Origin of the sequence: Sulfitobacter dubius, from assembly GCF_027214245.1 — a bacterium.
Lineage (GTDB): Bacteria > Pseudomonadota > Alphaproteobacteria > Rhodobacterales > Rhodobacteraceae > Sulfitobacter > Sulfitobacter dubius_A.
On record NZ_JAPWHM010000005.1, the window covers coordinates 230,979 to 251,619 of the forward strand.

General features: G+C 62.8%; 21 protein-coding genes. 10 read left to right on the forward strand and 11 right to left on the reverse strand.

What is annotated here, in order from left to right:
- Window positions 1-18: 18 nt before the first annotated feature.
- Window positions 19-531: a PaaI family thioesterase gene (locus tag O4H31_RS14025; protein WP_067938682.1), complete on the reverse strand. Its 513-nt coding sequence runs from the start codon at window positions 529-531 to the stop codon at window positions 19-21.
- Window positions 528-950 carry a PaaI family thioesterase gene (locus tag O4H31_RS14030; protein ID WP_067938691.1) on the reverse strand — a complete coding sequence of 141 codons (423 nt, stop codon included), beginning with the start codon at window positions 948-950 and terminating at the stop codon, window positions 528-530. The genes O4H31_RS14025 and O4H31_RS14030 overlap by 4 nt, the downstream gene beginning before the upstream one ends.
- A 118-nt stretch (window positions 951-1,068) precedes the next feature.
- Here O4H31_RS14030 and O4H31_RS14035 point away from each other — a divergent pair, with 118 nt between their 5' ends.
- A complete protein-coding gene (locus tag O4H31_RS14035) occupies window positions 1,069-1,449 on the forward strand; it encodes a MerR family transcriptional regulator (protein WP_269346751.1) in 381 nt (126 codons plus the stop codon).
- 15 nt (window positions 1,450-1,464) lie between these two features.
- Here O4H31_RS14035 and O4H31_RS14040 read toward each other — a convergent pair whose 3' ends face one another.
- Window positions 1,465-1,689, reverse strand: coding sequence for a hypothetical protein (locus tag O4H31_RS14040; RefSeq protein WP_269346753.1), 225 nt, complete (start codon window positions 1,687-1,689; stop codon window positions 1,465-1,467).
- Between the two features lie 100 nt (window positions 1,690-1,789).
- A complete protein-coding gene (locus tag O4H31_RS14045; protein WP_269346754.1) occupies window positions 1,790-2,551 on the reverse strand; it encodes a helix-turn-helix transcriptional regulator in 762 nt (253 codons plus the stop codon).
- 183 nt (window positions 2,552-2,734) lie between these two features.
- On the opposite strand from O4H31_RS14045, the gene O4H31_RS14050 reads away from it, so the two are divergent.
- The 7 genes from O4H31_RS14050 to O4H31_RS14080 all read left to right on the forward strand — a co-directional run bounded on the left by O4H31_RS14050 (window position 2,735) and on the right by O4H31_RS14080 (window position 10,658).
- Window positions 2,735-3,136, forward strand: coding sequence for a MerR family transcriptional regulator (locus tag O4H31_RS14050; protein ID WP_067630105.1), 402 nt, complete (start codon window positions 2,735-2,737; stop codon window positions 3,134-3,136).
- A 69-nt stretch (window positions 3,137-3,205) separates the two neighbouring features.
- The gene (locus tag O4H31_RS14055; protein ID WP_269346756.1) at window positions 3,206-4,987 is read left to right on the forward strand and encodes an acyl-CoA dehydrogenase C-terminal domain-containing protein; all 1,782 of its coding nucleotides are present in this window, start codon (window positions 3,206-3,208) and stop codon (window positions 4,985-4,987) included.
- A gap of 50 nt (window positions 4,988-5,037) precedes the next feature.
- The gene (locus O4H31_RS14060; RefSeq protein WP_067630099.1) at window positions 5,038-5,250 is read left to right on the forward strand and encodes a hypothetical protein; all 213 of its coding nucleotides are present in this window, start codon (window positions 5,038-5,040) and stop codon (window positions 5,248-5,250) included.
- A gap of 23 nt (window positions 5,251-5,273) precedes the next feature.
- Window positions 5,274-6,422: an acyl-CoA dehydrogenase family protein gene (locus O4H31_RS14065; protein WP_269346758.1), complete on the forward strand. Its 1,149-nt coding sequence runs from the start codon at window positions 5,274-5,276 to the stop codon at window positions 6,420-6,422.
- A gap of 138 nt (window positions 6,423-6,560) precedes the next feature.
- Window positions 6,561-7,199: a glutathione S-transferase family protein gene (locus O4H31_RS14070; RefSeq protein WP_093926951.1), complete on the forward strand. Its 639-nt coding sequence runs from the start codon at window positions 6,561-6,563 to the stop codon at window positions 7,197-7,199.
- Between the two features lie 18 nt (window positions 7,200-7,217).
- Window positions 7,218-8,432, forward strand: a complete 1,215-nt coding sequence (locus tag O4H31_RS14075; RefSeq protein ID WP_067630090.1) for an acetyl-CoA C-acetyltransferase — start codon at window positions 7,218-7,220, stop codon at window positions 8,430-8,432.
- A 21-nt stretch (window positions 8,433-8,453) separates the two neighbouring features.
- On the forward strand, window positions 8,454-10,658 hold the full coding sequence (locus tag O4H31_RS14080) for a 3-hydroxyacyl-CoA dehydrogenase NAD-binding domain-containing protein (RefSeq protein ID WP_269346760.1): 2,205 nt from the start codon (window positions 8,454-8,456) through the stop codon (window positions 10,656-10,658).
- 197 nt (window positions 10,659-10,855) lie between these two features.
- Here the strand turns inward: O4H31_RS14080 and O4H31_RS14085 are convergent, their stop codons facing one another.
- Both O4H31_RS14085 and O4H31_RS14090 read right to left on the reverse strand, forming a co-directional pair.
- On the reverse strand, window positions 10,856-11,497 hold the full coding sequence (locus O4H31_RS14085) for a sulfotransferase family 2 domain-containing protein (RefSeq protein ID WP_269346762.1): 642 nt from the start codon (window positions 11,495-11,497) through the stop codon (window positions 10,856-10,858).
- Entirely contained in the window at window positions 11,494-12,426 is a 933-nt protein-coding gene (locus tag O4H31_RS14090; RefSeq protein WP_269346763.1) for a DMT family transporter, read from the reverse strand. Before O4H31_RS14090 ends, O4H31_RS14085 begins: the two co-directional genes overlap by 4 nt.
- A 103-nt stretch (window positions 12,427-12,529) precedes the next feature.
- Here O4H31_RS14090 and O4H31_RS14095 point away from each other — a divergent pair, with 103 nt between their 5' ends.
- Together O4H31_RS14095 and O4H31_RS14100 are read left to right on the forward strand one after the other, a co-directional pair.
- Window positions 12,530-14,146 carry an AMP-binding protein gene (locus O4H31_RS14095; RefSeq protein WP_269346766.1) on the forward strand — a complete coding sequence of 539 codons (1,617 nt, stop codon included), beginning with the start codon at window positions 12,530-12,532 and terminating at the stop codon, window positions 14,144-14,146.
- An 84-nt stretch (window positions 14,147-14,230) separates the two neighbouring features.
- On the forward strand, window positions 14,231-15,244 hold the full coding sequence (locus O4H31_RS14100; RefSeq protein WP_269346768.1) for a hypothetical protein: 1,014 nt from the start codon (window positions 14,231-14,233) through the stop codon (window positions 15,242-15,244).
- A gap of 78 nt (window positions 15,245-15,322) precedes the next feature.
- Here O4H31_RS14100 and O4H31_RS14105 read toward each other — a convergent pair whose 3' ends face one another.
- The 5 genes from O4H31_RS14105 to O4H31_RS14125 form a co-directional block, all read right to left on the reverse strand.
- Entirely contained in the window at window positions 15,323-16,789 is a 1,467-nt protein-coding gene (locus O4H31_RS14105) for an SPOR domain-containing protein (RefSeq protein WP_269346770.1), read from the reverse strand.
- An 87-nt stretch (window positions 16,790-16,876) separates the two neighbouring features.
- Window positions 16,877-17,518, reverse strand: coding sequence for a uracil phosphoribosyltransferase (gene upp / locus O4H31_RS14110; RefSeq protein WP_067937453.1), 642 nt, complete (start codon window positions 17,516-17,518; stop codon window positions 16,877-16,879).
- A 70-nt stretch (window positions 17,519-17,588) separates the two neighbouring features.
- Window positions 17,589-18,779, reverse strand: coding sequence for a phosphopentomutase (locus O4H31_RS14115; RefSeq protein WP_269346774.1), 1,191 nt, complete (start codon window positions 18,777-18,779; stop codon window positions 17,589-17,591).
- Window positions 18,779-20,083 carry a thymidine phosphorylase gene (locus tag O4H31_RS14120; protein WP_269346776.1) on the reverse strand — a complete coding sequence of 435 codons (1,305 nt, stop codon included), beginning with the start codon at window positions 20,081-20,083 and terminating at the stop codon, window positions 18,779-18,781. The genes O4H31_RS14115 and O4H31_RS14120 overlap by 1 nt, the downstream gene beginning before the upstream one ends.
- Window positions 20,084-20,087: 4 nt before the next feature.
- On the reverse strand, window positions 20,088-20,480 hold the full coding sequence (locus tag O4H31_RS14125; protein WP_269346778.1) for a cytidine deaminase: 393 nt from the start codon (window positions 20,478-20,480) through the stop codon (window positions 20,088-20,090).
- Between the last annotated feature and the right edge of the window lie 161 nt (window positions 20,481-20,641).

The following is a 20,641-nucleotide window of genomic DNA, read 5'->3' on the forward strand; positions in this document are numbered from 1 at the left end:
TCCGTCTCTGATTGCGGCTCAGCCACGCCGTTGCGGCATCAGGAAATGGCCCGTGGCCTGCGCGAAAATACGGCTGCGGTTGTCCTGCCATGCCTCGACATGAACGCTAGCATAGCGCCGCCCCGACCGGTTGATCCGCGCCCGCGCGTAGGCATCGCGCGGCAGGCCCGACCGCAGGTAATCCACAGTGAAATCGATCGTCTTGGGCAGCCGCGGCAAGTGGTCGGCATCCAGATTGTCCAGATCAAGCGCGCCGCTTTCCATGTCCTCCCAGATCAGCCCCCAGCTTAGGGTGATGATCGCAGTCACCTCCAAGAAGGCCGCCGTTGCCCCACCATGCAACGCAGGCAGGATCGGGTTGCCGATCAACTGTTCGGAAAAGGGCATGATCCCTGTCAGTTCATCCCCACGGCGCTCAAACTCGATGCCCAGAAAGCGGATATAGGGCACGCCTTCGACCATTGCGCGCAGAACCCCGTCGCGACGTTGCTTGATCACCTGAACCGGCTCTGGCTTGCGATGTTTGGTCATTTGTGGCCCTCCACGGTGAAGGTTCCGGTAGCGGTGGCCACGAAATTCTCGGCATCCTCATCCGTCGCCGTGGCGCGCACAAAGGCGACCGAGCGGGTCACGTGATAGCAGGTCGCGCGGGTGGTGATCGTCTGGCCCGGCGTGGCAGCGCGCAGGTATTCGATCCGCAGATCCATGGTGGCGGTGGCCGAGGGATTGCTGGGATGGCTCATCACCGCCGCGCCACAGCAAGTGTCCATCAGGGCCGAGACCGCCCCGCCGCTGATCACCCCGGTTTTGGGGTCGCCCACCAGTTTGTCATCATAGGGCATGGTGATCACGGCAGAGCCATCGCCCAACTCCTGCAACTCCATCCCGAGCGCCATGGAATGGGGCAGCGCCTGAATGAACTGTCGCGCCATTTTCAACTTGTCTGACATGCAGCCCACCCCTTTGCGTCTGGTTTCGACCTTTATCATGGGGGGATGGCGAAAGGGCAAGACCACCTGTTGCGCATCCCCGCGCGGGACCATAGTTTGCCTGAAGGGAGTAGATGCTTTGGACGATGAACGCCTGACATTCAAAGAGATGTGCGCGGCATTTGACGTGACGCCACGGACGTTGCGCTATTACGAGTATATCGAATTACTGCAACCGCACCGCGAGGGGCGCTCGCGCTTTTATGGCCCGCGCGAACGGGCGCGAATGAAGTTGATCCTGCGCGGCCGCAAGTTCGGCTTTGCGCTGGAAGACATCCGTCAGTGGCTGTTGATCTACGAGAAAGAGGGCACCGAGGCGCAGATGCGGGCTTGGGTCACCATGGCGGATGGTCAGCTAGATGAACTGGCCGAGCAGCGCCGCCAGTTGGACGAAGCCATGGCGGAACTTCAAAAGCTGCGCGACGACACCGCCGCGGCAATCGCTTCGAACGAGGGCTGACCCGCAGTCTCAGCCTCAGCGGCCGCCGGACTGCGACAGCTGCGCGATCAGCATCTGCAAATCTGCGGTGATGCGGATGAGGTCGGAAACCACATCGGGGCTCGCATCGCCCGCCAGATCGAATGCGCTGTTCTCGATGGTTTCGGAAGCGGCTTTCAAATCCGCGACCACGCGTAGGCGCGTCTGCGCATCGGAACCGTTGCCAGCCCCATTACCTGTCTGTTCTTGTTTTTGTGACATGCTTCGAACCTCTTTGGGTGAAGGACCCGCACCTACAGCCGGTCCGACGCAGGGTCATGTCACGCAGTCACGCGACAATGACGCGGGGTCAGCATACCGCCTAGGGCGGCCCTTCTTTCGGGCGGCGCAGCAGCCCCGCGCCCAGGCCCCGGATGGCGGCGGTGGTACGGTCGTTCACGTCAAGCTTGGAGAAGATCCGCCGCACGATCGTATCGACCGTATGAGGCGAAATCCCCAGTATTTCGGCAATGACGCTGTTGCTCTTGCCGGTGGCAATCCACTCCAGCACCTCAACTTCGCGCGGCGAAAGGCCGAAATCGCGCGCCGATTGGCTTTCGGCCAAGGCGCAATAGCGCAGATGCGCGATTTGGGCCGCGCTGAGAAGTTTGTACAAGGCCCCCGGCGACAGACGCGCCTGTTTGGCGGCAAACCCCAGCCCCACAACGGCGGAATCCCCGCCCGGGCCATGCACTTTGAGGGAGATGCCGTCATTCGGGTAGCGCCGCATCAGCCCCTTCATGTAGAGGTCTTCCGCAGGGGTCAGACGCGCCGCGCCCGCCACATCCGACCAGTAGAGTGGCATCACCTGTTGTCGGGCCAGCGCTTCGACAGGGCTTTCGCGCAGCTTCTCGACATCCAGAAATTGCGAATGCCACTGCGGCCCCTCCGCGCCATTGCCGTTGAACTTGTAGAGGATCGCAGGCGCGCCGGGGCTGTCCCCGTGATAGCTGACCAGATCAATCCCAAGCCCTTGATAATAGCCTAGACCACAGGCCAAAATACCCGCAGCGGAGGTGGCGTTCTGCGCGCAGTGAACCAGTTCGTCCAGCGTTTTCGGCCCGTTTTGATCGAGGTTTGCCATCTCCGACCCACTTTGATGCCCAAGCCCATCTGGGGCGGGGGCGCCCTACCTGTCCCAACCTATAGAAAATTCCCCCGCGCATAAAGTGACGCAACGTATCGCTTACGTCAACGTCAACTCCCGTTGTATCAGCAGGGTCAGCCCCCAACTGAAGTCTCGAAACGACGATTGGAGAGTGAAGAGATGACCGCCGACACGCTAACCATTCGCCAGATGTGCGACGCTTTTGAAGTCACCCCGCGGACCCTGCGGTTCTACGAAGCGAAAGAGCTGCTCTTTCCGTTGCGCGAGGGCCAAAAACGCCTGTTTACCAAAAGTGACCGTGCCCGGCTCAAGCTAATCCTGCGCGGCAAACGCTTTGGTTTCAGCCTCGAAGAAATTCGTCAGTTGCTCGACCTCTATCACATGGGTGACCAGCAGCAGACGCAAATCGCCGCAGCCTATGAAATCGCCCGCGCCCGTCTGGCCGACCTCGAATCGCGCCGCGAAGAGCTGAATGAAGCAATCGAAGACCTTAAAGACCAGTTAAAATGGGGGGAAAAGATGATTTCTTCCATGAACCAACCCCGCCGCGCCGCTGAATAAACGCAGCCGAATAACCCCGGCGGCAAGGCCCGCACCCACATCCATAAAAAGACCACCCGGAGAGCATAGATGCCCAGCTACACAGCCCCCACCAAAGACCTGCAATTCGTTCTGCATGACGTGCTGAAAGTCACCGAAAGCCAGACCCCCGGCTATGACGAGCTGGAGCCTGATTTCACCGCTGCCATTCTTGACGAAGCAGGCAAGCTGACTTCCGAAGTCCTCGCCCCGCTGAACGCCGTGGGCGACAAGGAAGGCTGCCGTTTGGAGAATGGCGTGGTCTATACGCCTAAAGGGTTCAAAGAAGCCTTTGAAAAGGTCAAAGAAGGCGGCTGGCCCGGTCTTGATATGCCCGAAGCTTATGGCGGGCAGAACATGCCCTATGTCCTCGGCACCGCTGTGGGCGAGATGTTCTCTGCCGCGAACCAAGCCTTCACCATGTATCAGGGCCTGACCCACGGCGCGGCCTCGGCGATCCTTGCCCATGGCACCGATGCGCAGAAAGATACCTATCTGCCCAAGATGGTCTCCTGCGAGTGGACCGGCACCATGAACCTGACCGAGCCGCATTGCGGAACCGATCTGGGCCTGATGCGCACCAAAGCCGCCCCCCAAGACGACGGCAGCTACAAAATCACCGGCCAAAAGATCTTCATCTCCTCGGGTGAACACGACATGGCCGAGAACATCGTCCATCTGGTGCTGGCCAAGATCGAAGGCGGCCCCGAAGGCATCAAAGGCGTGTCGCTCTTCATCGTGCCCAAGTTCATGGTGAACGATGATGGCTCTTTGGGTGAGCGCAACGGCGTCTCCGTCGGCTCCATCGAAGAAAAAATGGGCATCCACGGCAACTCCACCTGCGTGATGAACTACGACGGCGCGACCGGCTATCTTTTGGGCACTGAGCACAAGGGCATGCGCGCCATGTTCACCATGATGAACGAAGCCCGCGTCGGCGTCGGCATGCAGGGTTTGGCGCAGGCCGAAGTCGCCTACCAAAATGCCGTGATCTACGCCAACGACCGCCTGCAGGGCCGGGCCGTGACCGGTGCCGTGGCCCCTGAAAAGCCCGCCGATCCGCTGATCGTCCACCCCGACATCCGCCGCTCGCTGATGGATCAAAAAAGCTTCGTCGAAGCCGCCCGCGCCTTCATCCTCTGGGGCGCCACGATGATCGACGCGGCCCACCGCGCTGACGACAAAGACGCCGACGGCCTTGTGTCGCTGCTGACCCCGGTCATCAAAGGTTTCCTGACCGACCAAGGCTACGACATGACCGTGAAGGCCCAGCAGGTCTACGGCGGCCACGGCTATATCGAAGAATGGGGCATGTCCCAATTCACCCGCGACGCCCGGATCGCCCAGATCTACGAAGGTGCCAACGGTGTTCAGGCGCTCGACCTCGTGGGCCGCAAACTGGCCCAAGACGGCGGCAAACATGTGATGGCGTTCTTCGATCTGGTCAAAGGCTTCATCAAGGATAACGCCGGTCAGGATGCCGAGTTTGACGCGGCCTTCCTCGATCCGCTCAAAGCGGCAAGCAAAGACCTGCAATCGGCGGGCATGTACTTCATGCAAAACGGCATGAAGAACCCCAACCACGCGCTCGCAGGCTCCAACGACTTCATGCATATGTTCGGCCATGTCTGCCTCGGCCTGATGTGGGCCAAGATGGGTCTGGCGGCGAAAGAAGCATTGAAGAACGGCAGCGGCGACGCCACGTTCTACGAGACGAAGCTGGCCACAGGGCGCTACTATATGGCACGGCAGCTGCCTGCCACGGCGCTGCACCTGACCCGCATCCAATCGGGCGCGGATACTGTCATGGCGCTGGCGGCCGCAAACTTCTAAAACGGGTGGTGGGGGCCTGTCCCCCACCCTGCCCAACACCCGGAGAGACCATGCCCAAACGCTTCCGCCTGACCCGCCGCTTTCCCGTCGCCATGACCGAAGAGGGCTACCGCAGGCTCAAGAAGTTCAGCACGGATGCAGGTCTTGATGAAGGGGAAGCACTGTCGTTCCTGTTCGAGAATTTTAACTCGGTCATGAACGAAGAAAACCTGACCGCGCGGCTGCGCCTGTTCAACGCCGAACTGGAAAGCCGCAAACGCTGAACCCTTGGGGAGGGGGCCAGAAGATGCAGAACAAAACATCCACATGGATGACCGACGAACACCAGATGATCGCCGATATGACGGCGCAGTTCATCAACACCGAATGGGCGCCCAAGTTCGAGAAATGGCGCAAGCAAGGCCAGATGGACCGCGAGACTTGGGCACAGGCGGGTGAACTCGGCCTGCTCTGCCCCTCGGTGCCCGAAGAGTATGGTGGTGCCGGCGGTGATTTCGGCCACGAAGCCGCCATCCTGATCGAAGGCTCCCGCGCCAACCTCGCCTCTTGGGGCCACGGCATCCACTCGGGCATCGTGGCGCATTACATCCTCGCCTATGGCACCGAAGACCAAAAAAATCGCTGGCTGCCCAAGATGGTCTCGGGCGAGTTGGTCGGCGCGCTGGCGATGACCGAACCCTCCACCGGATCGGACGTGCAGCGCATCAAAACCAAAGCGATCCGCGACGGCAACGCCTATAAGCTGTCGGGCCAAAAGACCTTCATCACCAATGGCCAGCACGCCAATTTGATCATCGTCGCCGCCAAAACCGACCCCAAGGAAGGCTCCAAGGGCGTCTCGCTCGTAGTCGTCGAAACCGATGGCGCGCAGGGTTTTCAACGTGGCCGCAACCTCGACAAGATCGGCCTTCACGCCGCCGACACCTCGGAACTGTTCTTCGACAATGTCGAAATTCCACCAGAAAACATCCTCGGCCAAGACGAAGGCCAAGGCTTCTACCAAATGATGCAGCAACTCCCGCAAGAGCGCCTTATCATCGGCTGCGGCGCGGTCGGTGCAATGGAAGGCGCCGTGGCGCGCACGATTCAATACTGCAAAGAACGCGAAGCCTTCGGCGGCCCGCTGACACAGTTTCAGAACACCCGCTTTCAACTGGCCGAAGTGAAAACCAAGACTGCCGTATCGCGTGCTTTCCTCGACGAATGCATCACCGAACACCTGCGCGGGGAACTCAGCGTCGATAAGGCTGCAATGCAGAAATATTGGCTCACTGACACCCAAGGCGAAGTGCTCGATGTCTGCTTGCAACTGCACGGTGGCTACGGCTTCATGCAGGAATATGCGGTCGGCGAAATGTGGGCCGACGCGCGGGTGCAGCGCATCTACGGCGGCACCAACGAGATCATGAAAGAACTGATCGCGCGCAATCTCTGACCGCGCGTCCAGCCCCGACCGCCGCGCAGAGGTATTTAAGAAAGGATGAAGATAAGGGCGCAAGACCCCCTCTTCATCCTTTTCCCAAATACCGTCCGACCGTGCCGCGAACGACGACAGATTGAGGAGGAATGATACGTGACCATCCAGCTTTACTGCTTTGGCGAATCCGGCAACGCCTATAAGGCCGCGCTTGCCCTAGAACTCTCAGGCTTAGACTGGGAGCCGGTGAAGGTCGACTTTTTCGGCGGCCAGACGCGGCAGCCCGACTATCGCGCGCAGATCAACAACATGGGCGAGGCCCCGGTGATGATCGACGGCGATCTGCGGCTCACGCAATCGGGCGTGATTCAGGATTACGTCGCGGAAAAGGCGGGCAAATTCGGCGGCCGCGACGCGACGGAACGGCGTGAAATCATGCGGTGGGTGCTATGGGATAACCACAAGCTGAGTGGTGTTGCTGGGATGACCCGTTTCCTGATGAATTTCCTGCCCGAAGACAAACGCCCCGCCGAGGTCATCGCCTTTAGCCAAGGGAGGCTCAAGGCGGCCTACGGCGTGCTGAACGATCATCTCGACGGCCGCGACTGGATCGTGGGCGACGAGTTGACCAACGCAGACCTCAGCTGCTGCGGGTATCTTTATTACCCCGAGCCCTTTGGCTTTGACCGCAGCGACTGGCCCCATATCGACGCGTGGCTCACGCGTTTGAGCGAAACACCGGGCTGGAAGGCCCCTTACGACCTGATGCCCGGCAGCCCTGCTGACCGTGCCTGACCCTCGGAGGACATGAACATGACCCAAGACGTTTACATCTACGACGCGATCCGTACCCCCCGCGGCAAGGGCCGCAAGGACGGCGCGCTGCATGAAGTCACCTCGCTGCGGCTGTCGGCGCAGACATTGAACGCGCTGAAAGAGCGCAACAACCTTGAAGGTCATGCCGTTGAGGACGTGATCTGGGGCAACGTCACGCAGGTGATGGAACAGGGCGGCTGTCTGGCACGCTCGGCGGTGTTGGCCTCAGATCTTGATGAGCGCATTCCGGGACTCGCCATCAACCGTTTCTGTGCCTCCGGCATGGAAGCCGTGAACCTTGCCGCCAACCAAGTCAAAGGCGGCGCCGGCAATGGTTATATCGCTGGCGGTGTCGAGATGATGGGCCGTGTCGCGATGGGCGCTGACGGTGCCGCGATTGCCGTGGACCCGACGCTGGCGATGGAGAAATACTTCGTGCCGCAGGGTATTTCGGCCGATATCATTGCCACCGAGTTCGGTTTCACCCGCGACGAGGCCGACCAGCTGGCCATGCAGTCCCAGCAGCGCGCGGCGCGGGCTTGGGAAGAGGGCCGCTTTGACAAATCCGTGATCACCGTGCGCGACCAGAACGGCCTCGCGATCCTTGATCGTGACGAATACATGCGCCCGCAGACCGACATGCAGTCGCTTGGCGGCTTGAACCCGGCGTTCCAGCAGATGGGTGAGGTCATGCCCGGCTTCGACAAGGTCGCGCTAATGAAATATCCCCATCTGGAGCGGATCAACCACATCCACCACGCGGGCAACTCGTCGGGCATCGTCGATGGTGCCGCCGCCGTTCTGATCGGCAACAAAGAGTTTGGCGAGCAGCACGGGCTGAAGCCCCGCGCCCGCATCCGCGCCACCGCCAAGATCGGCACCGATCCGACCATCATGCTGACCGGCCCGGTGCCGGTGACCGAGAAGATCCTTAAGGACAACGGCATGACCATCGGCGACATCGATCTGTTTGAGGTCAACGAAGCCTTTGCCGCCGTTGTCCTGCGCTTCATGCAGGCCTTCGACGTGGACGACAGCAAAGTGAACGTGAACGGCGGCGGCATCGCCATGGGCCACCCGCTCGGCGCCACCGGTGCCATGATCATCGGCATTCTGCTGGATGAGATGGAGCGCGCTGACAAGGAAGTGGGGCTCGCCACGCTCTGCATCGCCTCCGGCATGGGTGCCGCCACCATCATCGAGCGCGTGTAAGCCGCGTAAGGGAGCAAGAGAATGACCGATTTTACTTTGAACAAAGACGCCGACGGCATCGCCACGATCACATGGGACGTGCCGGGCAAAAGCATGAACGTGATGTCCTTTGAAGGGCTGCGCGATCTGGAAAAGCATATCGACGACGCGCTGGCCGATGACGCCGTGAAGGGCATCGTTATCACCTCGGGCAAGGAAGGGTCATTTGCCGGAGGGATGGACCTGAACCTGCTGGCGAAGATGAAAGAGGACGCAGGCGACGATCCGGCCAAGGGTCTGTTCGAGGGCACGATGCAGATGCACGCTCTGCTGCGCAAGATCGAGCGCGCGGGCATGGACCCCAAGACCAACAAGGGCGGCAAGCCTGTCGCCTGTGTGATCCACGGGACCGCCGCGGGCATCGGGCTGGAACTGCCGCTGGCCACGCATCGCACCTTTGCCGCGGATAACCCGAAGGCGCGGATCGGCCTGCCGGAAATCCTTGTGGGCATCTTCCCCGGGGCAGGTGGCACCACGCGGATGGTGCGCAAGCTAGGTGCGATGGCGGCCTCGCCCTTCCTCTTGGAAGGCAAAATGGTGGCGCCTGCTGCCGCGCAAAAGGCCGGGATTATTGATGAGGTCAGCGAAGACCCGATGGCCGCAGCGCGCGACTGGGTGCTGAACGCCAAGGATGCCGATTTGGTGAAGCCGTGGGATGCCAAGGGTTATAAAATGCCCGGCGGCGCGCCTTATCATCCGGCGGGTTTCATGACTTTCGTCGGCGCCAATGCGATGGTGAACGGCAAGACACAGGGTGTCTATCCGGCGGCCAAGGCGCTTTTATCGGCGGTTTACGAAGGCGCGCTGGTGCCTTTCGACACGGCTCTGAAAATCGAGGCGCGCTGGTTCACCAATGTGCTGATGAACCCGTCCTCGGGCAATATGATCCGCTCGCTTTTCCTCAATAAAGAAGCGCTGGAGAAAGGTGCCGTGCGCCCCGAAGGTGTGCCGGATCAGCGCGTCAAGAAACTGGGCGTTCTGGGTGCGGGCATGATGGGTGCGGGCATCACGCTGGTGTCGGTTCAGGCCGGGATCGAGGTTGTGCTGATCGACCAGACCCAAGAAGCCGCAGACAAGGGCAAGGCCTATTCCGCGAGCTATTTCGATAAGGGCATCGCCCGCAAGAAATCGACCGAGGAGAAGAAGACCAAGGCGCTCGACCTGATCACCGCGACCACCGATCTGGATGCGCTCAAGGGTTGCGATCTGATCATCGAAGCGGTGTTTGAAGACCCCAAGGTGAAAGCCGAGATGACGCAGAAGGTCGAAGCCGTGATCCCCGAGGATTGCATCTTTGCCTCCAACACCTCGACCCTGCCGATCACCGATCTGGCCAAGGCGTCGAGCCGTCAGGAGCAATTCATCGGCATCCACTTCTTCTCGCCCGTCGAGAAGATGCTGCTGGTGGAGATCATCAAGGGTCAGCAGACCGGCGACCGGGCCGTGGCCAAGGCGCTCGACTATGTGCGCCAGATCCGCAAGACGCCGATCGTGGTCAACGACGCGCGCTTCTTCTACGCCAACCGCTGCATCATTCCTTACATCAACGAAGGTGTGCGGATGGTGCAGGAGGGCGTTGAGCCGGCGCTGATCGAGAACGCGGCCAAGCTTGTGGGCATGCCCTTGGGGCCGTTGCAGTTGATGGATGAAACCTCGATCGATCTCGGTGCCAAGATTGCCCGCGCGACCAAGGCGGCGATGGGTGATGAATACCCGAACGACGACCTCGACCCGCTGGTGTTCTGGATGGAGAAAGAGGGCCGTCTGGGCAGGAAGGCCAGCGCCGGTTTCTACAGCTATGACGCCAAGGGCAAGCGTGAGGGTCTGTGGCAGGGCATGGGCGACAAGTACCCCGTGGCCGAGAAGCAGCCCGAGCTGATCGAGGTCCAGCACCGGTTGCTGTTCTCGCAGGTCTTGGAAGCTGTTCGGGCGCTGGAGGAAGGTGTGTTGATGGACATCCGCGAGGGTGACGTGGGCGCGATCCTTGGCTGGGGCTTCGCGCCTTGGTCCGGTGGCCCGCTGAGCTGGCTTGATATGATCGGCGCGCCCTATGCGGCAGAGCGTTGTGACCAGTTGACCGAGAAGTTTGGTGAGCGGTTTGCCTGCCCTGAACTTCTGCGCGAGATGGCACAGAAGAACCAGACTTTCTACGGGCGGTTCAACCCGGACGCCAGCAAGGCAGCATGATAGATCGGGGCGCTTCGGCGCCCCTTTTTTTTACCGCAAGGGCCGTCGCCTGCCCGCGGGTTGGCGACCCAACATAGGCTTTTGCCACTTTATCTCTCAGCTGTGATGTGCGTTCGCGAAGCATCACACAGCCTCACCAAATCGCCTACCCGGGGGGGCGGGCAGGCGATGGCCCGGCGCCTGCGGCTTGTGCCGGCCTAGTGCCCTTGGTAAGCGTAGCCAAACCGCGCGATGTCCTCGGCGCAGATATCTGCCACCACGTCGCACAACTCGGGCGTATAGGCCACCGCCCCTTCTGAGGCATTCACCAGCGGCAATTCCAACCCGAACCCCAAGTGCTCAAACAACGGCTGCGCATCCTTAGCAAAATGCTCCAACCGAATATAAAGGTCGCACCGCTCCCGCCCCGCCGCATCCTTCATATACCGCCGCGCGGGCCACGCCCGTAAACTCGCCTGCGTCTGCGGATGCCGCAAAAACCCTGCGAAATCCGACTGCTTCGCGAGACCCACCGCCGGATGATCAAACCCCTGCCTGCGCAGCCAGCGATAATAGCTCGCCACCCGGTCCCAAGGGTTGCGCACCAGCGTGAAGCAAAACAACCCAGCGAACTCCTCTGGCCGCAGCAGCCCGTCGACATCCGCCAGCGTTGAGTGCTTCCAGAGCCGCCCCGCCGCCTGCACGCCCTGCAACCGCCGCCGCCGTTTCAGCGCTTTTGGCGTATCGCCCAGCATCAGGTCGTCCTTCATCGCCCGCCCTTCTAGGGCCAGCGCCAGCGACGTGCCCCCCGTTTTGGGGATATGCACAAAGACATAGCTACGGCCCCGGCTGATGATCACTCCACCGCCTCCGGCGCGCGCAAGGTAGACGGCTCATCACTGCGCAGCGCGATGACCGCCCCCGCCAGTGCAATCAACGCCATGCCCGCAAAGCCCATGGGCCGCACCTGCTGGTCCCATAGGACATAGGCCCAGAAGCTGGCAAAAATCAGCAGGGAGTATTCAAAAATGGCGACATGCCCGGCCTCGCCCAATTGGTAGCCGCGCACCAGAAACCCGATGCCGATGAGCGAGCCTACCGCCTGCACTGCGATCCAGAACCACATCGCGCCATCCAGCGGCCCCCATGTGCGGCTGACGAAACCTTCGGGCCCTGCCACCTCCGCACCCGGCAAAACCATGACACCGATGCCGCCCATGACCGCCAACATGCCGAAAAAGCCTGCGGTCATGACCATCGTGCTCTCCCCCTCGCACCATGCCCGCGTCGCCACGGCGCCGATCGCATAGAGCGCCCCGGCCAAGAGCGGCAGAAAGGCCACGGGGTCAAGATCGCTCGGGTCGGGGCGGATCACCATCAATGCCCCGGCAAAGCCCACCGCCACGGCCCCCCACCGCCATGGCCCGACGCGCTTGCCTTGAAACAGGGCCGAGATCATCAGCACGAAGAGCGGCGAGGTGAAAAGCCCGGCCACCACGACGCCGATGGGCAAAAAGGCCAGACAGCCGAAATAGATCAACATGGCCCCGGCCTGAAACAGGCTACGCCCCGCCACGGCCCAGAACCGCCTTGGCCGCAGGATGCCGAAACCAAAGGCTGCGAGCACCATCAGAATGGCCACCGCCATGACACCGCGCACGAAATGAAACTGCCAGAGCGAGCCGCGCTCGGTTATGAAGGGAACAAAGTTATCCGTAAGCCCCAAAGCCGCCATACCGCTTACGGCGCAAAGCGCCGCCAAGCCTGATTTCACTGCTGCGTCTTGCATCTGCCCTCCTTTTCGTACCTGCCCTCTTTTCAAAGTCACGTCCCGACAGCAATACTCAACCCCAAATCGCAACCAATGCCTTGGGAGGGGTCACATGGGGTAGATGTCGGACGAGCGCGGGCTTGAGAAATGTGCAGCGAACTTTGTGGCGCTGACGCCCTTGTCGCATCTGCGCCGGGCGGCAGAGGTTTTTTCCGGACAGACCGCGGTGATCTACGGGGACCACCGCGTCACCTATGCCCAGTACCATGACCGCTGCACCCGTCTTGCCGCCTTGCTGGCCGAGATCGGCGTGGCCCCCGGCGACGTGGTCGCGACCCTGATCCCCAACCTGCCCGCGCAGGCCGAGGCGCATTTTGGCGTGCCTGCCTGCGGGGCCGTGCTCAACACCATCAACATTTGCCTCGACCCTGAAACGGTGGCCTATATCCTCGACCACGGTGGGGCCAAGGTGCTGCTTGTCGATACCGAATTCCTGCCGCTGGCCGAAGACGCCTGCGCGCGGATGGACGGCACATGCCCCGCGATCATCGAAGTGCCCGACCCCGCCGTCGGCTTTCCGGCCAGCGGGCGGCACCCGCAATACGAAGACCTGCTGGCCGAGGCCAATCCGAATTTTAGCTGGATCATGCCCGACGACGAATGGGAAAGCCTTGCGCTGAACTATACCTCTGGCACCACCGGGCGGCCCAAGGGCGTGGTCTATCACCACCGCGGGGCCTATCTGATGACCATGGGCACGATGATCGCTTGGCAGATGGTGCTGCGCCCGGTTTTCATGCAGATCGTGCCGCTGTTTCACTGCAACGGCTGGAATCACACTTGGATGATGCCACTGCTGGGCGGCACGCTGGTCTGCTGCCGCGACATCACAGCGGGCGCGATCTATGACGCCATCGCGGATCACGGGGTCACCCATTTCGGCGGTGCGCCCATCGTGCTGAACATGCTGGTCAACGCCAGCCCAGAAGACCGCCGCGCCTTCGATCACCGGGTCGAAGTCTTCACCGCAGGCGCGCCGCCAGCCCCCGCAACCCTGTCGAAGATCGAGAAACTGGGTTTCAACGTCACGCAGGTCTACGGGCTGACCGAGACCTTTGGCCATGTCACCGAATGTCTGTGGCAAAGCGAGTGGGACCGACTGCCGGAGGCCGAGCGCGCCGGGATCAAAGCCCGCCAAGGCATCGCCATGCCGATGATGGAAGAGATCACGGTCATGGACGCCGAGATGGCCCAGACCCCGCGCGACGGGACGGCACAGGGCGAAATCATGATCCGCGGCAATGCGGTGATGAAAGGCTACCTCAAGAACCCCGAGGCCACCGCCGACGCCTTCGCGGGCGGGTACTTCCATTCCGGCGACATCGCGGTGCAGCATCCCGACGGCTATATCCAGATCGCCGACCGCGCCAAGGACATCATTATCTCGGGTGGAGAGAATATCTCAAGTGTCGAGGTCGAAGGCGTCCTGATGGGCCACGGCGCGGTCAATCTGGCTGCAGTGGTGGCCCAACCGCATGAGAAATGGGGCGAGGTGCCCTGCGCATTCGTCGAGTTGAAGCCGGGGTCGGAGGCCAGCCAAGAGGAACTCATCACCTTTGCCCGCGAACGTCTTGCCGGGTTCAAGACGCCCAAGCGGGTGGTTTTCGGGGAGTTGCCCAAGACCTCCACCGGGAAGATCCAGAAGTTCGAGTTGCGCAAGCAGGCGGCGGACCTCTAAGGCGGGGCATTATGTCACCTGCCATTGCTGATCCCGCAGCGCGTGGTAGAGTGGCGAAAACTGACAGGCCCGCAGCAGAACCCCATGACCGCCTTGACAAAATACGCCCGGCTCGAAGCGACGGGCCTTTGGCGCGCCACGCCCGATGCGCAGCGGCGCGAGGTGATCGTCTCTATCGGTGACGCGACACTGGTGATCAGCGATCTCAAGGATCAGGCGCTGACCCATTGGTCGCTGGCTGCCGTCGATAGGACCAATCCCGGCCAGACCCCCGCGCTCTATCATCCGGACGGCGATCCGGGAGAGACGCTGGAACTGCCCGACAATGAAACCGAGATGATCGAGGCCATCGAAAAGCTGCGCCGCGCCATTAACCGCAGCCGCCCGAAGCCGGGCCGCTTGCGGTGGGTGGGCATGGTCGCCTCTGTCGCCGTGGTGGCGGCGCTGGCGGTCTTTTGGATGCCCGGCGCGCTGCGCGATCACGCGATCAAAGTGGTCCCGGAGGTCAAGCGCGTCTCCTTGGGCACGGCGCTGCTGAAGCGCCTTGAACGGGTGTCCGGCCCCGCCTGCGAAAGCCCCGGCGGCAGTGCCGCGCTGTCGCGGCTCACCAAACGCTTGGAAGTCGGGCGCGTGGCGATCCTGCCCGATATGACCCGCGCCAGCCTGCATCTGCCGGGGCGTCTTATCGTGCTCGACCGCGCGGTGCTGGAGGATTACGAAGAACCCGATGTTGCCGCGGGCTATGTGCTCACCGAAGATGTGGCACGCAGCGAACATGACCCGCTGCGCGCGCTGCTAGAGACCGTTGGCCTGCGCGAAAACTTCCGCCTGCTGACCACCGGCGATATCTCTTCGGAAGCGCTGGACGCCTATGCCGAGCAACTGTTGATGCGGCCCGCCGCGACACCGAAGGTCGACGCCCAGTTGGCACGTTTTGCCAAGGCCGAGTTGCGCAGCAAACCCTATGCGTTTGCCCGCGACATCACCGGCGAAAGCACCCTGCCCCTGATCGAAGGCGACCCGATGAACGGCAAGCTGACCGCGCCGTTGATGTCGGATGCCGATTGGCTGCGATTGCAAAGCATCTGCGGCGGCTGACTGAACGACCCGCCAATGAAAAAGGCCAGCCGGGGGGGAACACCACGGCTGGCCTTTTTTCTTGCTATCGCGACGCGCTTAGCGGCGCAGATAGGCGTCCCGGTATCCCGCCCGGCGCAGCTGACCAAGCGCCGCTTGGGCCGAGCCACCCGCGATGGGGCCCGCCTGAACGCTGTGATAGGTCTTGCCGCCGCGGGTCTGTTTGCCGATGCGGGCAGGCATGCCCATGGATGCGATCTGACGCGCCGCGCGCTGCGCATTGGCAGAGCTGCCGAAGACGCCAACCTGCACATAGCCTGCCTTGGTGCTGACCTGCGCCGCCGGGGCCGACCGGCTGGAATAGACCGGTGCAGCCTTCACCGGCGCAACCTTCACCGGCGCTCTCTTAACCGGGCGGGCATCGCGGTGGATCGGCGCGGCATTGCGGTAGCGCAGAACACGTTTCACCACTTGGCCGTCCCGCTCAACAATCTTGACCACCCCCAGCTTGCGGCGCTGAGTTTCGATATCAAGATAGGGGTAGATCAGCGGCACTTTGGCGGTCACATCTTCGCCGGTGGCCTTGTTCACCAAACGGCGCGGCACGGTCTGGGTCCAGACCAGCAGCATATCGGCGCGGCCTTCCAAGGTCTGCTCGGCGCGGTGCGGGTTCAGACGGTCGTCCTCCCAGACCTTACGATAGCCGTGGGGAACTTTGACGTTTGTCGTGTTCAACCGGTTGATCGCCACATGTTTCGGCACGATCCGTGTCTGGGTGCCCACGGCCCGGGCAGGCGGCGCGCTGACCACCGGCGCGGCAACCACGGCGGGGGCGACGACACGTGCGGGCGCTGCGGCCACACCGGGCATCATCCCTGCGCTACGGTAAGGCTGAGGGGCCGTGCCGCGCTGTGGGGTCGAGGGCGCAAGACGGCCTGTCACGATGGGCTCGGCCTGCGGGCCACAACGCACGCTATAGCCATCCCCGCGCCGCATATAGCGCTGCGACAGAGGCGAAGCGCCGGGGCAAGCGGTGACGAACCCAGCCGGTGCCGGAGCAGTCAGAGCGACGGGTCGGCTCGGCACCACCGGCACGGGGCGCGGTGCGGTTTCGCGCACGACTTTGGGGGCGGATGCGCGAACCGGGGCCGGAGCCACGCGGCGCACAACCTTTTGCGGTGCGGGCCGGGCCACGGGGGCTTGCGGTTTCACCTTGGGCGCTTGCACTTCGGCGACGCGGGTCGGCGGCGTTTTGGCGGTGGCGGCTTCGACCTTGGTCTTTGCTGCCGTTGTCGCCTGTGCAGCCGCCACTTGTACGCCGTTCGTGGGCTGGAAACCACAGATTTGCTGGCGCGCGCGGCTCATGCGGGGCACCCATGACACATTGCCGTCGATGCCCGCACGGATGAACACACATCCCGCGCTATCGACATATTGCTTGCCCTTGTAGGAAGACGGCGGAAACTCCGCTGGCTGGCTGCGGCTGTCTTGCGCTTGGGTCTGCGATCCGCCGACGCCCAAAGCGGCCACGATCACTGCCATGGCAATACTTTTGGTAAGTGTCATCTAATGCCCCCACACTATCTAGTAGAACGATGCATCAGCGCGCGGGCTGAGTAAAGCACCACGCGCTGATTAGCGAAACTTACCGGATCACTTTGTGCCGAACATCCGGTCGCCCGCGTCGCCCAGACCCGGAATGATATAGCCCTTCTCGTTCAGCGCCTCATCCAGCGAGGCCGTGACGATGCGCACGTCCGGATGCGCGGCCTTCATCGTGGCCACACCTTCGGGCGAGGCGAGCAGACAAAGGAAGATGATGTTGGTGGCGCCCGCCTGTTTCAGCAGATCAATCGCCGCGACCGAGGAGTTGCCGGTGGCGAGCATCGGGTCCACAGCGATCACCAGACGATCATCCAGCCCTTCGGGCACCTTGAAGTAATATTGCACCGGCTGAAGTGTCTCTTCGTCACGATACAGACCGACAAAACCGACCCGGGCCGAGGGGATTAGCTCCAGCACCCCGTCCATCAGCCCGTTGCCCGCCCGCAGGATCGAGATCAGCGCAAGCTTTTTGCCGTCGAGCGTTGGCGCGTCCATCTCCTGCATCGGGGTCTCGACCCGTTTGGTCGTCATCGGCAGGCCGCGCGTCACCTCATAGGCCAAAAGCTGGCTGATCTCGCGCAGCAACTGCCGGAAAGCGGCGGTCGAAGTGGTTTTGTCGCGCATGATGGTCAGCTTGTGCTGCACCAGCGGGTGGTCAACGATGGTCAGATGATTGGGGGTATCGGTCATGCGGCAGGCTCCTTTATTTGCCTCGCTTCTAGCCGCACAAGCGCCCCGCTCGCAAGCAAAGGCTGCGCGGCTAGGCTGGCACCTTTACCCCCAGATGCCCGGCGACGAGGGCTGCGACATCGGTAAAGCCGATCTGACCCAGTTCCCCTGCCCCGGTCCCGGCGACCAGCAGCGGCACCCTTTCGCGGGTGTGATCGCTGCCCGCCCAAGTGGGATCATTGCCATGATCCGCCGTCACGACCAGCATGTCACCGTCCCGCAGCGCCGCGATCACCTTGCCGATCTCACCGTCGAACCACTCCAACGCGCGGGCATAGCCCGACACATCGCGGCGGTGACCATAAAGGCTGTCGAACTCCACGAAATTGGCAAAGGTCAGGCTGCCGTCTTCGGCCTCATCCACCAGATCATGCAGGTGTTCCATCAGCTTGGCATCCGGCCCTTTGCGCAGCTCATCGATGCCTTGCATGGTAAAGATGTCGCCGATCTTGCCCACCGCATAGACCCGCCCCCCGGCGTTTTGCACCCAATTGGTCAGCATCGGTTTGGGCGGCGTGATGGCATAGTCGCGCCGGTTCGCGGTGCGCTGGAATGCGCCCGGTTCGCCGGTGAAGGGCCGCGCGATGACACGGCCCACCTTCATCTCATGCAGGCGCGGTGCGATGTCTTGGCAAAGTTTTAGCAGGCGGTCGAGGCCAAAGGTCTCTTCATGGGCGGCGATCTGGAAAACGCTGTCGGCGGAGGTATAGCAGATCGGCCAGCCACTTTCGCAATGCTCTGCCCCCAGCCGTTCGATGATGGCGGTGCCAGATGCGTGACAATTGCCCAAGATCCCATCGGTGCCCGCCAGCCGCGCGACCTCTGCGGTCAGGTCTGCGGGAAAGGCGGGGGTCTCATCGGGGAAGTAATGCCAAGCCCATGGCACCGGCAGCCCGGCCAATTCCCAATGGCCGGAGGGAGTGTCTTTGCCCTGCGAAACCTCCGTCGCAGCCCCCCAGAGGCCCTCTGGTGTCGCCCCCAAACCCGGCGCCTCCATCCCGCTGGCGAGCTTCAGCGCAGCGCCAAGACCCAAGCGGTCAAGATTGGGCAGCGCAAGCGGCCCGCTGCGTCCCTCTTCTGCCTTACCAGCCGCACAGGCCTGCGCGATATGGCCCAGCGTGTTGGCCCCGGTATCGGGCAGATTGCCGTTAAAGAACTCCCCCGCGTCCGGCGCGCCGCCGATGCCCACGGAGTCGATCACGACCAAGAATGCACGTCCCATCAGTCGATCCTTTCCAAGATCAAATCCGGCGTTTCAACCGCCCTGTCACCAAGCGTGATCGCCGCCAGAACCGCCGCCTCTGCCGCATCCGCCGCCGCGCCCCCCGCCGCATGGATCAGTGCCAAGGGCTGACCCGCACGGACTTCATCGCCCAAACGCAGCACTTCCGACAGGCCCACTGCCGGGTCGATCTGGTCCGCCTCGACCACCCGGCCTCCCCCGAGATTGACCACCGCCATGCCGAGTGCCGCGCCGTCGATCGCGCAGACAATACCGCCGCGCGGCGCGGGGACCGCGCGGACCACGGGGGCTTTGGGCAGGATGCGCTCCCAGTTTTCGGCGAAATCGGCGGGCGCGCCCATGGCGCTCAGCATTTGGGTGAAATGCTCCAATGCGCGGCCATCGGCGACCGCCGCGCGCAGGGCGCGGGCTCCGGCCTCAGCCGTCGCGGCCAAACCGCCGTTGGCAAGAAGCCCACCGCCCAATGCGCCCGTCACATCAAGGATCGGCCCCGTCACCGCCCCGGTGAGCACCCGCATCACCTCGGCCACCTCAAGCGCGTTGCCAAGACTCGGCACCAGCGGCTGGTTCATGTCGCTGATCACGGCCGTCGTGGGGCAACCCGCCGCCGTGGCGGTGCCGCTCAGCGCTTCGGCCAAGGCACGCGCCTGCGCGAGCTCCTTCATGAAAGCGCCCGAGCCGACCTTCACGTCCAGCACCAGCCCATCCAGCCCGGCGGCGAGCTTTTTTGACAGGATCGAGGCGGTGATCAGGTCGAGCGAATCCACGGTCGAAGTCACATCCCGCACCGCATAAAGCCGCCGGTCCGCCGGGGCGATGTCGCCGCTGGCGCTGACGATGGCGCAGCCCACGTCCCGCACGACCGCGCGAAACTGCGCCTCTTCCAACTGCGTGCTAACGCCGGGGATCGCCTCTAGCTTATCCAGCGTGCCGCCCGTGTGCCCCAAACCCCGGCCTGAGATCATCGGCACATAGGCCCCGCAGGCGGCCAGCGCGGGGGCGAGGATCAGCGACACGCAGTCGCCGACGCCGCCAGTGGAATGTTTGTCGAGGACGGGACCGTCCAAGTCCCAGTCCAACACCTGCCCCGAATCGCGCATCGCAAGGGTCAGCGCCACGCGGCCCGGCTGGTCCAACCCGTTAAGGCAGATGCCCATGGCAAAGGCCCCGGCCTGCGCATCGCTGACCCGGCCATCGGCCAGCGCCCCGGCCATCCAAGTCAGGGCCTCTGTATCCAATGCCTCACCATGGCGCAGCCGCGCCAGAATATCCCGCGCGCTCATGTGGTTAACCCTGCAAATGGGCAGCGCCAAAGGCCCCCGGCAGCAAGTCGCCCATGGTGGTCTGCTGTTCCTTGCCCGCCACGGTCGCCATGGTCACGGATACATCCCCGCCTGAGAATTCCGCGAGTTTCTGGCGGCAGCCGCCGCAGGGCGTCACCGGCATATCGCTGCCTGCCACGACATAGACCTCGGCGATCTCACGCTCGCCCGCCGCCACCATGGCGGCAATCGCGCCTGCCTCGGCGCAGGTGCCCTGCGGGTAGGCGACGTTTTCGACATTGCAGCCGCTGAATACCGCGCCCGAGGCCGTGCGGATCGCCGCGCCGACCTTGAAATTCGAATAGGGCGCATGGGCATTTTCCCGCACCATCACAGCCGCTTCGCGCAAATCAGTCATTAGGCTCTCCCCTTTTCCCGGACTATAGAAAATTGCCCCGCCCTGTGCGATGCAAAACCACATGTCCCCTTAATTGCCTCTTAAAGCCTGCGTAAAATGGCCCGCAAGCACGACGCTGGGGCAAAGCCACCCGCCGCCAGAACCGACCCGCTCAAATGCCG